The 14,534-nt window shown below is 66.0% G+C and carries 14 protein-coding genes; 9 read left to right on the forward strand and 5 right to left on the reverse strand.

The features are described from left to right. The first annotated feature begins 195 nt into the window (after window positions 1–195). Complete coding sequence (locus AC1DEZ_RS06940; RefSeq protein ID WP_476779164.1) at window positions 196–1,041, forward strand: AAA family ATPase; 846 nt, start codon at window positions 196–198, stop codon at window positions 1,039–1,041. On the opposite strand, the gene AC1DEZ_RS06945 is transcribed toward AC1DEZ_RS06940, so the two are convergent. Then, the gene (locus AC1DEZ_RS06945; protein ID WP_476779165.1) at window positions 1,016–1,642 is read right to left on the reverse strand and encodes a hypothetical protein; all 627 of its coding nucleotides are present in this window, start codon (window positions 1,640–1,642) and stop codon (window positions 1,016–1,018) included. The genes AC1DEZ_RS06940 and AC1DEZ_RS06945 overlap by 26 nt on opposite strands. A gap of 76 nt (window positions 1,643–1,718) precedes the next feature. Between AC1DEZ_RS06945 and AC1DEZ_RS06950 the strand changes: the two genes are divergently transcribed. The 8 genes from AC1DEZ_RS06950 (at window position 1,719) to AC1DEZ_RS06985 (ending at window position 10,628) form a co-directional block, all read left to right on the forward strand. Continuing rightward, window positions 1,719–2,303: a DUF2975 domain-containing protein gene (locus tag AC1DEZ_RS06950; protein WP_476779166.1), complete on the forward strand. Its 585-nt coding sequence runs from the start codon at window positions 1,719–1,721 to the stop codon at window positions 2,301–2,303. A gap of 9 nt (window positions 2,304–2,312) precedes the next feature. Beyond that, window positions 2,313–2,537, forward strand: coding sequence for a helix-turn-helix domain-containing protein (locus AC1DEZ_RS06955; RefSeq protein ID WP_476779167.1), 225 nt, complete (start codon window positions 2,313–2,315; stop codon window positions 2,535–2,537). Between the two features lie 51 nt (window positions 2,538–2,588). Beyond that, the gene (locus AC1DEZ_RS06960; RefSeq protein WP_441513727.1) at window positions 2,589–3,104 is read left to right on the forward strand and encodes a SixA phosphatase family protein; all 516 of its coding nucleotides are present in this window, start codon (window positions 2,589–2,591) and stop codon (window positions 3,102–3,104) included. A gap of 13 nt (window positions 3,105–3,117) precedes the next feature. Further along, the gene (locus AC1DEZ_RS06965) at window positions 3,118–4,563 is read left to right on the forward strand and encodes a YcjX family GTP-binding protein (RefSeq protein ID WP_476779168.1); all 1,446 of its coding nucleotides are present in this window, start codon (window positions 3,118–3,120) and stop codon (window positions 4,561–4,563) included. 27 nt (window positions 4,564–4,590) lie between these two features. Beyond that, window positions 4,591–5,604, forward strand: coding sequence for a YcjF family protein (locus tag AC1DEZ_RS06970; RefSeq protein ID WP_476779169.1), 1,014 nt, complete (start codon window positions 4,591–4,593; stop codon window positions 5,602–5,604). 175 nt (window positions 5,605–5,779) lie between these two features. After that, window positions 5,780–7,177, forward strand: coding sequence for a flagellar hook protein FlgE (locus AC1DEZ_RS06975; protein ID WP_441513724.1), 1,398 nt, complete (start codon window positions 5,780–5,782; stop codon window positions 7,175–7,177). A 54-nt stretch (window positions 7,178–7,231) separates the two neighbouring features. Beyond that, on the forward strand, window positions 7,232–9,103 hold the full coding sequence (gene flgK, locus AC1DEZ_RS06980) for a flagellar hook-associated protein FlgK (RefSeq protein ID WP_476779170.1): 1,872 nt from the start codon (window positions 7,232–7,234) through the stop codon (window positions 9,101–9,103). Between the two features lie 7 nt (window positions 9,104–9,110). Beyond that, window positions 9,111–10,628, forward strand: coding sequence for a flagellin (locus AC1DEZ_RS06985; RefSeq protein ID WP_476779171.1), 1,518 nt, complete (start codon window positions 9,111–9,113; stop codon window positions 10,626–10,628). Window positions 10,629–10,721: 93 nt separating this feature from the next. Here AC1DEZ_RS06985 and flaF read toward each other — a convergent pair whose 3' ends face one another. From flaF to AC1DEZ_RS07005, 4 genes are all read right to left on the reverse strand, one after another. Next, window positions 10,722–11,093 (reverse strand): flagellar biosynthesis regulator FlaF, encoded by a 372-nt coding sequence (gene flaF / locus AC1DEZ_RS06990; protein ID WP_476779172.1) that lies wholly within the window; start codon window positions 11,091–11,093, stop codon window positions 10,722–10,724. Continuing rightward, window positions 11,077–11,469: a flagellar biosynthesis repressor FlbT gene (gene flbT, locus AC1DEZ_RS06995; protein ID WP_476779173.1), complete on the reverse strand. Its 393-nt coding sequence runs from the start codon at window positions 11,467–11,469 to the stop codon at window positions 11,077–11,079. The genes flaF and flbT overlap by 17 nt, the downstream gene beginning before the upstream one ends. Before the next feature lie 53 nt (window positions 11,470–11,522). Next, a complete protein-coding gene (locus AC1DEZ_RS07000) occupies window positions 11,523–12,914 on the reverse strand; it encodes a flagellin N-terminal helical domain-containing protein (RefSeq protein ID WP_476779174.1) in 1,392 nt (463 codons plus the stop codon). A gap of 200 nt (window positions 12,915–13,114) precedes the next feature. Continuing rightward, on the reverse strand, window positions 13,115–14,497 hold the full coding sequence (locus AC1DEZ_RS07005; RefSeq protein WP_476779175.1) for a flagellin N-terminal helical domain-containing protein: 1,383 nt from the start codon (window positions 14,495–14,497) through the stop codon (window positions 13,115–13,117). Window positions 14,498–14,534: the final 37 nt, after the last annotated feature.

Here is a 14,534-nt window from a genome sequence, read left to right on the forward strand (position 1 = left end):
CGAACGAGCAGAAATGGTCCGGCAATTCTTGCGTTTCGCGGCGGCGCAACACAACCTTGGAATCGCGGTGGCCGAGAGAAATTTGCCTTACCTGTCGAGCCTTTAGGCAAATGGGCCGATATCGCCAAAAGAATAGCGGTTTCCGCTATCGGCCGGGATGCGCTAGCGTCCGCGGCTCGATCAGAAGGACTGTCCATGCGCTTTGCCGGCACCGAGAATTACGTCGCGACCGAGGATCTCACCGTCGCGGTGAATGCAGCGATCCGGCTGGAGCGCCCGCTGCTGGTGAAGGGCGAGCCGGGAACCGGCAAGACGGTGCTGGCGGAGGAGGTGGCGGCGGCGCTCGGCGCACCGCTCATCACCTGGCACATCAAGTCGACGACCAAGGCGCAGCAGGGCCTCTACGAATACGATGCGGTCAGCCGCCTGCGCGACAGCCAGCTCGGCGACAGCAGGGTCTCGGACATCGCCAACTACATCAAGCGCGGCAAGCTCTGGGAGGCCTTTGCCTCGCCGGTCCGGCCCGTGCTGCTGATCGACGAGATCGACAAGGCCGATATCGAATTCCCGAACGACCTGCTGCTCGAGCTCGATCGCATGGAGTTCCACGTCTACGAGACGGGCGAGAGGATCAAGGCSGCGCAGCGSCCGGTGATGATCATCACCTCCAAYAACGAGAAGGAGTTGCCGGACGCCTTCCTGCGGCGCTGCTTCTTCCACTACATCCGCTTCCCCGATGCCGAGACGATGCAGGCGATCGTCGAGGTGCATTTCCCCGGCATCAAGAAGCGGTTGATGGAGGAGGCGCTGCGGCTGTTCTTCGAGGTGCGCGAGGTGCCCGGCATCAAGAAGAAGCCCTCGACCTCGGAGCTGCTCGACTGGCTCAAGCTGCTCGTCGCCGAGGATATCGGGCCGGAGGTGCTGCGCGAGCGCGATCCGCGCAAGCTGATCCCGCCGCTGCACGGAGCGCTCCTCAAGAACGAGCAGGACGTCTCGCTGTTCGAGAAGCTCGCCTTCATGGCGCGGCGCGAGAGCCGCTGAGGCCGCTGACCGCGTCGCAGGGCGGGATCGCCGTCGCCAGATCGAGCTTGGGGTCGACGGAACGGACGGCCTCGCCCAGATCGACATCGCGGGTCAGCAGCACATAATCCTGCGTCTCCGACGTCTTGAGATAGCTCGTCATCGGGATCGGCTTGCCCGAGAGGTCGCCGAGCCGGCAGGCCTTTTCGGCCGCCATGACAAGGCTGCCGCGATTGCCGCTGTTCTGCGGCCCGACGAACATCTCCTCCCGGAACGCGCTGACGCGCGCGGCATCGCCGTCGCTCAGCCTGAACACGGTGAAGCGGCGACCGGGCGCCGCCAGGACAGGCAGCTTGGCGAGCTCGCTTGCGTCGCGCACCTCCTCCAGCACGACCTTGCGCTCGTGGCGGCCGCCATCCTTGGGCAGGGCGACAATCGTCATGGTGACGCCGCCCGGGAGAGGGCGGATGTCGGCGGGCAGACTGATGCCGGCCCGCAGATCGGCGAGCTGCGTCGTCCGGATATCGATCTTCGACAGCTTGGGCAGCGAGGTCAGCGGGACATGGCCGCAGGCGGCGAGCAGGCCGGCAAGGACGAGGCAGGCGGGTGGGGGGATACGCATGAGGGCTCTTCAGATATTGGCTTTGACATTAAAAAATGAAGCTATTAGATTAATTTTGTCAACCAAGGGAATAGTCATGCCAGCTCCACCCCTTTCTGCGAGCGCGTTTTCGCGGGAGGCGGCCAGCCGCCTGCGCAGCGTCAGCCGATGGGCACGCGCCTTCAGCTATGCCGCAGGATTGCTCATGCTCTTCGGCCTCATCTGGCTGTGGACCGATGCGGAAGCGCTCGCTCGCCATGCCCGGAGCCCGATCGGGATCGGGATCGGGATCGACAATGCCCCTGTCGCCCCTTCGGCGAGAGGCTACTGGGCAGCGTTCGCTCTCGCCTGGATCCCGGCGGGGCTTTTCATTCTGGCGATGCTGCGGCTGGGGGGCCTGTTTCGGGCGTTCGGAGAGGGCAGGGTTCTCGTCGAGGAGAACGCCTCGGGCCTGCTGCGCGTCGGCTGGCTTCTTGCTGGCTTCGGCGCCGCGACGCCGATCGTGCGCGCGGTGCAAAGCATGGCGCTGACCTTCGACAACCCCGCGGGCCATAGGCAGATCGCGATCATGCTCGATCCCGGCATCTTCGCGGCACTGGCTGCCGGCGCCACGTTGATCGCCTTCGGCCACGTGCTGCGGGAAGCGATCCGGCTGTCGGACGAGAATCAAAGTTTCGTGTAAGCCGACGCCATGCCCATCGTCGTCGAACTTGATGTCATGCTGGCGCGTCGCAAGATGCGCTCGAAGGAGCTCGCACAGCGAATCGGCCTGACCGAGCAGCAGGTCTCGCAGCTGAAATCGGGCAAGGTGCGCGGCATGCGCTTCGATACGCTGTCGCGGATCTGTGCCGTGCTGCAGTGCCAGCCCGGCGATCTGCTGCGCTATGAGGCCGGAGAGGAAGCCGAGGGCGATTGAGCCCTCGCAAATCATCGGCGTCATCGCTACGTTCTTCCGATGAGACGCCTCATGCTTCTGCGCCACGCCAAGTCCCACTGGCCCGCCGGTGTGGCCGACCGGGACCGACCGCTGGCCACGCGCGGCCGGGAAGCTGCGCCCGTTATGGGGCGCTACCTCGCCGATGAGCTGCTGCTGCCGGATCTGGTGCTGATTTCGCCGGCCAAGCGCACTGTGGAGACTTGGGAGCTGGTGGCGCCGATGCTGCCTGAAAAGCCCGCAACACAGTACGAGCCGCGGATCTACGAAGCCAAGGTCGGGCGCCTCCTCGACGTGGTGCAGGATATCGAGGGCGACGTCCGCACCTTGCTGATGATCGGACACAATCCCGGCTTCGAGGAGCTGGCGCATCTGCTGACCGGCCATGGCGACCGCTATGCGGCGGCGCGGATGAACCAGAAATACCCGACCTGCGGCCTTGCCGTGCTCGACTTCGCCGTCGACGACTGGCGCGATGTGGCCGAGCGGGGCGGAAGGCTCGACCGCTTCGTCACCCCCGGCTCGCTGGGTGAGGGACCGGACGAGTGATGCCGGCGTCGTCGTGAGCGACACTTCCTATCTCGACAGCGCCCGCAGCGCTGCCCTGGCTTTCGGCGACAGCCTCCTCGGGCTGGCGCGCCCGCGTCTGCGGATCGGCGTCACCGGGCTGGCGCGCTCCGGCAAGACGGTTTTCACGACGGCTCTGATCCAGAATTTGATGGAAGGGGCGAGGCTGCCGGTGCTGAAGGCGGCGTCCGAAGGGCGGATCGCCCGCGTGCGCCTGGTGCCGCAGCCCGACCCCGAGGTGCCGCGCTTCCCTTACGAGGCGCATCGCGCTGCGATGACCGGGGCCGACAGGCGCTGGCCGGACTCGACGAAGCGCATCGCGGAACTCCGGGTCGAGATCGATTACGAGCGCGCGGCTGGCTGGTTCAAGGGGCCGGCGACGTTGACGCTCGACATCGTCGACTATCCCGGCGAATGGCTGCTCGACCTCGCCTTGATCGGGCAGGACTACAAGACCTGGTCGGCGCAGGCGGTGGCCGATGCCCGCAAGGCCCATCGGCGCGCTTCCGCCGAGGCCTGGCTCGCGGATCTGCCGGCGCGCGATCCGGACGGGGCACCGGACGAGCTCGTGGCCGAGGCGGCCAGCGACCTGTTCAAGGACTATCTGGCGCGTCTGCGGGCCGATCCCGAGGCGGTGGCGGTGACCCCACCGGGGCGCTTCCTGATGCCGGGCGACCTTGAAGGCTCGCCGGCGCTGACCTTCGCGCCGCTCGATCTCGGCCATGATCGCGAGCCCAGGCCGGGCACGCTCGCCGCGCTGATGGCCGAGCGTTTCGAAGCCTATAAGCGCGTCGTCGTCACCCCGTTCTTCCGCGATCATTTCGCACGGCTCGACCGGCAGATCGTGCTGGTCGACGTGCTGGCTGCGCTCGATGCCGGGGCTCCGGCACTGGCCGATCTCGAGACCGCGCTGGGGCAGGCGCTCGCCGCCTTCTCGGTCGGCCGCAATTCCTGGCTTTCGAGCCTGTTCGCGCCGCGCATCGAGCGTGTGCTCTTCGCCGCCACCAAGGCCGACCATATCCACCATAGCAGCCATGACCGGCTGGCGGCGGTGATGTCGCATCTCGTCGGGCGGGCGGCTTCGCGGGCGCAGGGGGCCGGGGCAAAGGTGGAGTCGATGGCGCTCGCGGCGGTGCGCGCGACGCATGAAGTCAGAATCAAGCAGGGGCGCGAGGAATTCCCGGCCATCGCCGGCGTGCCGGAGGCAGGCGAGGAGATCGACGGGCAGATCTTCGATGGCATAGCGGAAGCGGCGATCTTCCCGGGCGAGCTGCCGGAGCGGCCTGAGGCGATCTTCGACCCGAAGGCGCATTGGCTGGTGAGGGCGCCGCGCTTCCGGCCGCCGCTGGTCGAGCCGGATGCGGGCGGGCGTTCGAAGCCGCCGCCGCAGATCCGCCTCGACCGTGCGCTGGAATTCCTCATCGGCGACAGGCTGGCATGAGGAGGCTGTCATGAGCAGATTCCGGCCATGACCAAGGCACCGCGAGCGGTTCGCCTCGACCAACCGGGGCAGGAGGAGATCGTCGGCGAGAGCACCATTCGGCGCGGCGATGTCGCGATCCTGCCCGAGAGCGAGCCGATCGACGCCATTGCCCCGGCCGCCGCCCCGGCAGCCCGGCGCGGCTTCTCCTGGGGTTCGCTGTTCGTCGCGGGGCTTTCCGGGTTCCTGGCACTGGCGGCCGGCGTCTGGGTCGAGAACACGATCTCCGCGCTGATGAGCCAGAATCCGATGCTCGGCTATGCGGCGCTGGTCTGCGCCGCCGTTGCCGCGCTGGCGCTGCTCGTCATGCTGGCGCGGGTGCTGCGCGACATCCTGCGCGAACGGAAGGTCGAGGCCTTGCGCGAGCGCGCGACGCTGGCGCTCGCAGGCGGAACGCCGGATGAAGGCAGGGCGATCGCGGAGGAACTCGTCGGCCTTTACAAGAGCCGGGCGCAGACGGCGCAAGGCCGTGCGGCGCTGCAGGAGGCGCTGCCGCAGCTCTACGCGGCGCGCGACATGCTGACGGTGGCAGAGCGCAGCCTGCTCGTGCCGCTCGACGCGATTGCACAAGCGCAGATCGCGCAGGCGGCGCGGCGGGTGTCGCTGGTCACTGCGGTCAGCCCGCGCGCGCTGGTCGATGTCGTCTTCGTGCTGGTCGCCTGCGCCCGCTTGCTGCGTTCGATCGCCGGCATCTATGCGGGGCGGCCCGGCACGCTGGGCCTGCTCCGGCTGGCGCGGCAGGTGATGAACCATCTCGTCCTGACCGGCGGCATCGCGGCGGGCGATGCGGTGATTCAGCAGCTGGTGGGACAGGGGCTCGCGGCCCGGCTCTCGGCCAAGCTCGGCGAGGGCGTGATCAACGGCATGCTGACGGCCCGCATCGGTCTTGCGGCGCTGGAGGTCTGCCGGCCGCTGCCTTTCGTCGAGGCGAAGCCGCCCACTCTTGCGGAGGTGGCTGGCGATCTGGCTTCCTGGCGCGCGGACAAGGCCTCCGGGAGCTGAGCCCGGCAGATTCTGCCGGCCGCAGGCGAATCTGCCCGGTCAGGACTGCCGGAAAACCCTTCGTAAACGATGTAACCCTCTGAAATAAAACGAACACCCGTATGGCATGCGCCATGCAGATCAAACCTCGAGTTGTGGGCAGCCCTTGGGGGGCGCCGGTCGAGGTGAGGGTTCCATGGGTGTTTTCAGTGCGCTGACGACAGCGGTTTCGGGTATGACGGCGCAGTCCTATGCGCTCGAGAACATCTCCGGAAACATCGCGAATTCGCGGACGGCCGGCTACAAGCGCGTCGATACCACCTTCGCCGATCTGGTGCCGGATGCGGCGCTCAACCGGCAGATCGCCGGCTCTGTCGCCGCCTACAGCCAATCGACCAATTCGATTCAGGGCGACCTCAATCCGACCCGCATCGACACCAACGTCGCCATCAACGGCGACGGCTTCTTCGTGGTCGATCAGCGTTCGAGCGGCGTCGGCGCCAACACGCAGTTCGCCAACAAGAACCTCTATACCCGCCGCGGCGATTTCGACTTCGACGCGAACGGCTATCTCGTCAACGGCGCCGGCTACTATCTCAAGGGCCTGAAGATCGACCAGGTGACGGGCCAGCTTATCGGCACCCAGCCCGACGTATTGCGCATCACCAAGGAGCAGTTCCCGGCCAAGGCGACGACCTCTATCGAGTATCGCGCCAACATCCCGGCCTATCCGAAGACGAACAATGCCGACAGCGCGGTTGCGGGCTCGGAGCTGCTGAGCTCGACGGGCTTTGCTTCCAATCCGCTCTCGACCACCCAGGGCGGCACCGGCGTGGTCGTCGGCAGCGACATGACGAGCTTCCTGAGCCAGTCGATCCCGGGCGGGTCGGTGACGGTCTACGATACGCTCGGCAAGGCGACCAGCGTGGAGCTGCGCTGGGCCAAGACGACCAACGCATCGGCCGGCCCGCCGCCGACGACCGACACCTGGAACCTGTTCGTCGCCGAGAACACCGGTGCGACCGGCGGCGCCGTCGCCTATCGCAATGTCAACAGCTCGATCACCTTCGATGCCACCGGGCAGATGACGAACCCTGCTGGCGGCAATATCGCGCTGCCGACGATGACGATCGGCGGGACGACGGTCACTGGCATCAACCTCACCACCGGCGGCAACGGCTTGACCCAGAACGGCGACGTCAGCGGCCAGATCGATGCGCGCAGCATCCGCCAGGACGGCTACACGGCCGGCACGCTGGATCGCGTCTCGGTCTCGGCCGAGGGGCAGGTGATCGGCACCTTCAGCAACGGTCAGGTCGTCGCGCTCGCCCAGCTCTCGGTGGCGCGCTTCAACGCCGACAATTCGCTGAAGCGGCTCGACGGCGGCGCCTTCGAGGAGACGATCGAATCCGGCCCGCCGATCATCGGGCTGGGCACCTCGCAGTTGGTCGGCGGCTCGGTCGAGCAGTCGAACACGGACATCGCCGACGAATTCTCGAAGATGATCGTCACCCAGCAGGCCTACTCGGCCAACACCAAGGTCATCACCACCGCGCAGGAGATGCTGACCTCCGTGTTCAACATCATCCGCTGAGCGGCGCGAATGTGTGCGGCCCAGAAGGGCCGGTGCTAGCGACAGGAGTTGGCGATGGGTCTGAGTACTTCCCTCAACACGGCGATCGGCGGGCTCAACGCCACGCAACTCGGCATCGGCGTCGTTTCGCAGAACGTCGCCAATGCGGGGACGACGGGCTATGTCCGGCGGCAGGTCTCGACTGCCGACAGCCTTTCCGGGCTGACGATCGGCGTACAGAGTTCGCAGGTCCAGCGGCTGCTCGACAAGATCGTCCAGCACCAGCTCTGGCAGGAGACCTCCGGCGCCGCCTATACCTCGACGCGGGCGAGCGCGCTTTCGAACCTCGACAAGCTCTATGGTGCGCCGGGCAGCGCGACCGCACTCGACACGATCTTCAGCAAATTCACCGGCGCTCTGCAGTCGCTGCAGAACGACCCGTCCTCGTACAGCCTGCGCTCGCAGGTCATCGACAATGCGACGCAGCTGGCCCGGCAGCTCAACACGCTCTCGAATGGCGTGCAGGCTCTGCGCGCTCAGTCCGAAAACAGCATCGCCAACGCCGTCACCAAGGTCAACGACCTGCTGGGTGCGCTGACCAAGGTCAATTCCCGCATCGTGGCGGCGCCGAACGACAGTTCGACGGCGACCCTGAGGGATCAGCGCGACCTGATCCTGTCCGAGCTCTCGCAGTATGTCGACATCAAGACGAGCGAGGATTCGCGGGGCTCGGTCTCGGTCGTCACCGGATCGGGCACGCAGCTCTTCGACGGCCGGCCCTCCGTCACCTTCGGCTTCGACGAGCATAGCGGGCTCGGCCCCGACGATCAGTGGAACGCCGACCCGGCGAAGCGGGGCGTCGGCACCATCACGATGAAGGATTCGTCCGGGAACGTCTCGGACGCCATCGCGAACCGCGTCTTCCGCTCGGGCGAGATCGCCGCCAACATCGAGCTGCGCGACAAGACGCTGGTGCAGGCGCAGGCCCAGCTCGACGAAATCGCTGCGCAGATGTCGAAGGCGCTCTCGGACCGCGAGATCGCGGGCACTCCCGTGACGGCGGGCGCGGCCTCCGGCTTCGAGGTCGACACGGCCGGGCTGCAGTCCGGCAATACGATGACGCTCGACTACAAGGTGACGCCGGGCGGCCAGACCCAGCGCTTCACTTTCGTCCGCGTCGATTCCGCCGCCTCGCTGCCTTTGCCGGCCTCGGCAAGCGGCGATGCCAATAACCGCGTGATCGGCATCGATTTCTCCGGCGGCCCGGCTTCCGTCGCGGCGCAGATCCAGGCGGCCGTCGGCCCGGGCTTCACGGTCTCCAACACGGGCTCGGTGCTGAGCATCGTCGACGACGGCGCTGCCGGGACGCGCGACGTGATCGGCCTGACGTCGCGGCCGACCAACACGGCGTTGTCCGCGGCCGGCGGTACCCCGGAATTGCCCTTCTTCGTCGATGGCTCGGCGGGCGTCCCCTTCACCGGTTCCTATGACGGTGGGTCGCAGAGCGTCGGCTACGCCGCGCGGATCACGGTCAATCCGGCGCTGGTCGCGGATCGCTCGCTGCTCGCGGTGTACAACACCTCGCCCGCCACGGCGCAGGGCGACGTCACCCGTCCGAAGCTGATGCTGGACCGGCTGACGCAGAGCCAGCGCTCCTTCACCAACGCCGTCGGCCTCGACGGCAACAGCGCGACCTCGAACACGACGATCGGCAACTTCGTCCAGCGCGTGGTCTCTTCCCAAGGACAGGCGGTCGAAGCCGCCAAGCGTCTCGACGAAGGCCAGCAGGTCGCGCTCGCCTCGATCCAGAGCCGCTTCCAGGAAACCGCGCAGGTCAATGTCGACCAGGAAATGTCGATGCTGATCGAGCTTCAGAACGCCTATGCCGCCAATGCTCGCATCATCTCCACCGTCAAGGAGATGATGGACGTGCTGCTGAGAGTGTGAGCCCACCATGACCATCACCGCCTATGGAACCGGTGCCTATCGCGCGGCCAAGCCCAACGAATTCGTTTCGACCCGCGCGCAGTTCGACGATCTCCAGCGTCAGCTCGATACCAAGCAGCGCAGCACCAGCTATGGCGATCTCGGCATCGACCGGCGCGTCAGCCTCGATCTCAACGCCAAGATCTCAACGCTTGATTCCTGGCTGAGCGGCATCGACCTCAGTAATGTGAACCTGAAGCTGCAGACGACGTCGGTCGAGAACTTCGCGAAGCTCACCAGCGAGACGCGCAACGACACGCGCTCCAACAGCTATGTGCCGAGTGCCAGCGGCCGGTCCTCGCCGCAGGTTCTGGCGGAGGAAAAATTCAAGCAGTCCCTCGACCTGCTGAATATCGCGGTCAATGGCCGCTATCTCTTCTCCGGGAAGACCTCGGATACCCAGCCCGCGGCCGGCTTCGACGAGATCATCAATGGCGACGGCGCCGGCAAGGCGGGACTGAAGCAGCTGATCGACGAACGCCGGCAGGCCGATCTCGGTTCCGGGCTGGGACGGCTGACGGCCGGGGGCGCCGGCACGACGGCGACCATCGCCGAAGAGGCGACCGTTCATCCTTATGGCTTCAAGATCGCCGGAATTTCCGGCAGCTCGGCCGCGCTGGCGACGACGTTCAATCCCGGGCCGCCGGCGGATGTTTCCGTCAATGTCGCGTCGCAGCCGGCGGCAGGCGACACGGTTCGGCTCAAGCTCAACCTGCCGGACGGGACGCAGGAGGAAATCGTCCTCACCGCCCGGGCCACTGGAACGACCGGATCGGACACCGATTCCTTCGAGATCGGCGCCGACCCCAACGCCACGGCGGCCAATCTGCGCAACTCGATCAATGCGGCGCTCGGTCAGGAGGCGAAGACGACGCTTTCGGCCGCGTCCTCGCAGGTCGCAGCCCAGGATTTCTTCGCGGGCAGCCTCAGCAATCCTCCGAAGCGCGTTCCCGGACCACCCTTCGACACGGCTACCGCACCGCCGACCAATGCGGGCGCCGCTGCGACGACGGTGATCTGGTATCGCGGCGATGACGGCTCCGATCCGGCGCGCAGCACCTCGACGGTCCAGATCGACCAGGGCCAGATCGTGGGGACGGGCGCGCGGGCGAACGAGGAGGCGTTCCGCGTCGGCCTCGCGCAGTTCGCGATCATGGCGGTCGAGAACTTCCCGGCCGGCGACGCCAATTCGCAGGCGCGCTACGAGGCGATGACGTCGCGCGTCAGCGAGAAGCTCGGTTTCGGCGGCAGCACCCAGAAGCCGGCCGAGATCATCACCGAGCTCGGCTCCGCCCAGACGGCGCTCGCCAGCGCCAAGGAGCGCCATCAGGGCACCAAGGACTACCTGACGACGACGCTGTCGGGCATCGAAAACGTCTCGACCGAGGAAGTCGCGACTCAGATCCTGTCGCTGCAGACGCAGCTGCAGGCAAGCTATCAGGTGACCTCGATGCTCTCGAAGCTGTCGCTGACGAACTTCCTCTGAGCTTTCCGCTCACTCCCGCCTCAAAATGAAACGCCGCCCATTCGGGCGGCGTTTCCTTTTCGGAAGCTGGAGAACTTGCTCGGAGCGGGCGTATCAGCGCCCGCGCAGCCCGGCCGCGATGTCGCGGTTGATATTGACGAGAATGCCAAGTCCCTGCGGCTGCGGATCGGCTGCGAGCTTGAAGGTATGGTTGAAGATGAAATTGCCGAGGCCGAGGATGTTGGTCTTGATGCCGACCGGCAGCGGATTGTCCTCGGCGATCACGGCCGAGACGAGCAGGGTCCAGAGCCTGCGGTTATAGGTCAGGGCTTCGTCGAGCTCGCGCTCGCGCGCGGCCCAGTCGTCGGCGACGATCTGGAGGCGGGTGGCGGCCTTGATCAGGAGGGAGGCTTCGAGCTCGCGGGGTGAAACGACGGACTGGGCTGTCTTGGCGGCGGCGGCGTAGGCGTTAAACCCGTTTTGCATGCTCGATCAGTTCCGCTTCGTAGGCGATCAGCTTCTTGGCTGCCTTGAGGGCTTTGTACAGATCCCCGCTTAAGATGCGGTTATTGATCTCGTGAACATGCGGCAGAGCGCTGGGAGCGGCCTGGACGAAATCTCGCACGAGCTGGAAAAACACCTCGTGCTGAAGCGTGGGATCCTGGGCCAGATACATCAACTGGATCGCGAAATAGATCTTCTTGGCCGGGCTGTCTGCGGTCGTGGCCGTGAGAATGTCTTTCTCGCGCAGGATCGGGGCGTCGCCTTCGATGAAGAAGCGCGTGCGCTGCTCGTCGTTGCGGATCACCACCTGGCCGATGATGATCCGTTCGCGCGGCTTGAGCTCGACCTTGAGAGCCATGTCTGTCTGAGCCTTCTGGCGGAGGGAAGGGCGGCGGACTGGACCCGGAGGCGTCAGCCGAAGAGGCGCAGGACGCCCTGGTCGGCCTGGTTCGCCAGTGAGAGCGCGGTCTGCGAGAGCTGCTGGCGGGTGTTGAGGGCGAGCAGGCTCGCGCCTTCCTCGTTCGGATCGGCCAGGACGAGGTTGCCAGCGCCGGTCGTCAGGACGTTCGCCAGTTCCTTGGTGAAGTCCTGCCGGGTCTGGGCGACCGAGAGGTTGGAGCCCAGCGTCGAGGAGAGCGACTTCAGCGAGGTGAGAGCGCCGGTCAGCGACTGGGTGGCCTTGTCGAGGTCGGCGTCGTTTTGGAAGTTGATGAAGCCGGTGAGCTGCGTGTTGACGGCCTTCGGAATGCCGAGATTGTCCGATGTCAGGTTCGAGCCCTGGATGTCGAGCTTGGTCTGGTTCTTGCCGGTCTTCTCGTTGAACTGGATCGTCAGACGGTCGCCAGCGAGCAGGTTGATGCCGTTGTAGCTGGAGTCCTTGGCGAGATCGTCGATCTTGTTGCGCAGGTCGTTGAACTGATCGATCAAGTTCGAGCGTACCGCCGAGGTGATGCTCGATCCGGTGATCGTCGTGCCGGCGGCCGAGTTGTCGGTGAGTGCGAAGCCGAAATCGGTGTTGTCGCTGGTGGCGCCGGCCGCAGTAGTCAAGGCCGTGGCGCCTGCCGCCGCGATCTCGGCCGGGGTCGGCGCGCCAGGCGCGGCCGGAGTGAAGGTCGTGGTCCCGATACCGAACTGCACCTTCTCGGAGCCGATGCCCTTGACGTTGAGCTGGCCCTTCTCGTCGACGAAGGCGGTGGCGATGCCCGACTTGTTGATCTCGTTGACGACGTCGCGAACCGTCGAGTTCGTGCTGAGGAAGCTGGCGGTATAGGTCGTCGAACCCGAGGTCAGCGTGATCGAGGTCGTCGCCTCGTCGCCCGCGGCGAGAACCGGGCCGCCGACATTGCCGGAATACGTAGCGGTTGCGGCATTGGCGCCGGCGCCGTTGTCGTCGACCACGCGCTTGTCGAGGGCGATATCCTTGAGGCTCTTGCTCGTCACCGCCGCTTCCGTCGCGGTGGAGAGAGCCGTGCCGGCCTTGGTCGGACGATTTTGAGCCGCATCGGCCTGGGCCTGTTTGACCGTCGACTGCAGCGACTGGACGAGCTTGGTGATGCCGTCGATGCCCTTCGAGGCGGTCTGGATGGTCTGGATGCCGTTCGAGATGCCGTCAAGCAGGCCGGTGAGCTGGCTGGATCGGTCGTTCAGCGAGAGCGCAGTGAAGTAGTTCACCGGGTTGTCGATCGCGGAGTTGACCTTCTTGCCGGTGGCGAGGCGGTTCTGGATGACACTCTGCTGGGCCGTCGTCTGCTGCAGCGTCAGCAGGTTGTTGCGGACACCGCTGGAAAGGATCGTGCTGGCCATCTTCGGTCCCCTGAACGCGCGACTCCGGCGCGATGCAACCTGATTTCAGGGGTGATCATCACTCGTTAGGGATAACAAAAGGTTAATCGAGGCGTTGTTCCGGCTGCGTCGCCCAAACGAAAAGCGGCGGAGCCGAAGCTCCGCCGCTCTTTGACTTCGTCCCGCGTTCTGCGGGCTGATCCGCTTCTGCGGACCGAAGATCAGAACAGACGCAGGACCGCCTGGTCGCTCTGGTTCGAGAGCGACAGCGCCGTCTGCGAGAGCTGCTGACGGGTCTGCAGCGCGAGCAGGTTGGCGGCTTCCGAGTTGGCGTCGACGTTCACCAGGTTGGAGGCGCCGGTGCTCAGCACGTCCGCCATGTCCTTGGTGAAGTCCTGACGGGTCTGGGCGACCGAAAGGCTGGCGCCGAGGCTGGACGACAGCGACTTCAGCGAGGTCAGGGCGCCGGTGAGGGCCTTGGTCGCGGATTCAAGGTCGGTGTCGTTCTGGAAATTGACCTGGCCGGCGAGCTGGGTGTTGCCAGCCTGGGCGATACCCAGGTTGTCGGAGGTGACGTCCGATCCCTGAATGTCGAGCTTGGTCTGGTTCTTGCCGGCCTTCTCGTTGAACTGGATCGAGAGACGGTCGCCCTTCAGCAGGTTGATGCCGTTGAAGCTCGCGTCCTTGGCGAGATCGTCGATCTTGCCGCGCAGGTCGTTGTACTGGTCGATCAGGTTCGAGCGCGTCGCCGAGGTGATGCTCTGACCCTTGATCGCGCCACCGGCGGTGGCATCGGCCGCGAGGAAGCCGATCGCGGTGTTGCTCGTGCCGGTGCCGGCAGCGGTGACCGCGGCGGTGTTGGCCGTATCGATTTCCGTCGAGGTGGGATTACCAGCGGAAGCCGCCGTCACGGCGGCGGTGCCGAAGCCGAACTCGACATCGTCCGAACCGGTGCCCTTGACGTTGAGCTGGCCCTTCTCGTCGACGAAGGCGGTGGCGACGCCCGACTTGTTGATCTCGTTGACGACATCGCGAACCGAAGCGTTCGTGGCGTCGAACGAGGCCGTATAGGTCGTCGAACCAGCTTTAATCGAGATCGCAGCGCGCACACCGTCGGTGTCGGCGGCAATGCCGACGTCACCGGAGCTGGTCGCGGTAGCCGCGTCGGCGGTGGCGGCAGTACCGCCGGTCACGTCGACGAGCTTCTTGTCGAGCGCAACGTCCTTCAGGCTCTTCGAGGTCGCGACCTGCTCCGCCGCAGTGGCGAGAGCCGTGCCGGCCTTGGTCGGGCGGTTCTGGGCCGCGTCCGACTGTGCCTGCTTGATGGTCGACTGCAGGGAGCTCACCAGCTTGGTGATGCCGTCGATGCCCTTGGAGGCGGCCTGGATGGTCTGGATGCCGTTGGACATGCCGTCGAGCAAGCCGGTGAGCTGGCTGGAACGGTCATTGAGCGAGGCGGCGGTGAAGTAATTGACGGGGTTGTCGACTGCCGAGTTGACCTTCTTGCCGGTCGCCAGCTTGAACTGGGAAGCCTGGGCCTGGGCGGTGATCGACTGCAGCGACGAGAGCGCGTTGCGCACACCCGCATTGAGAGAGACGGCCATCTGTTTTTACCTTCTGGTAGGATGCCTTCTGGCGCCC

It is taken from the genome of Allobosea sp. 10L422, from assembly GCF_056395345.1.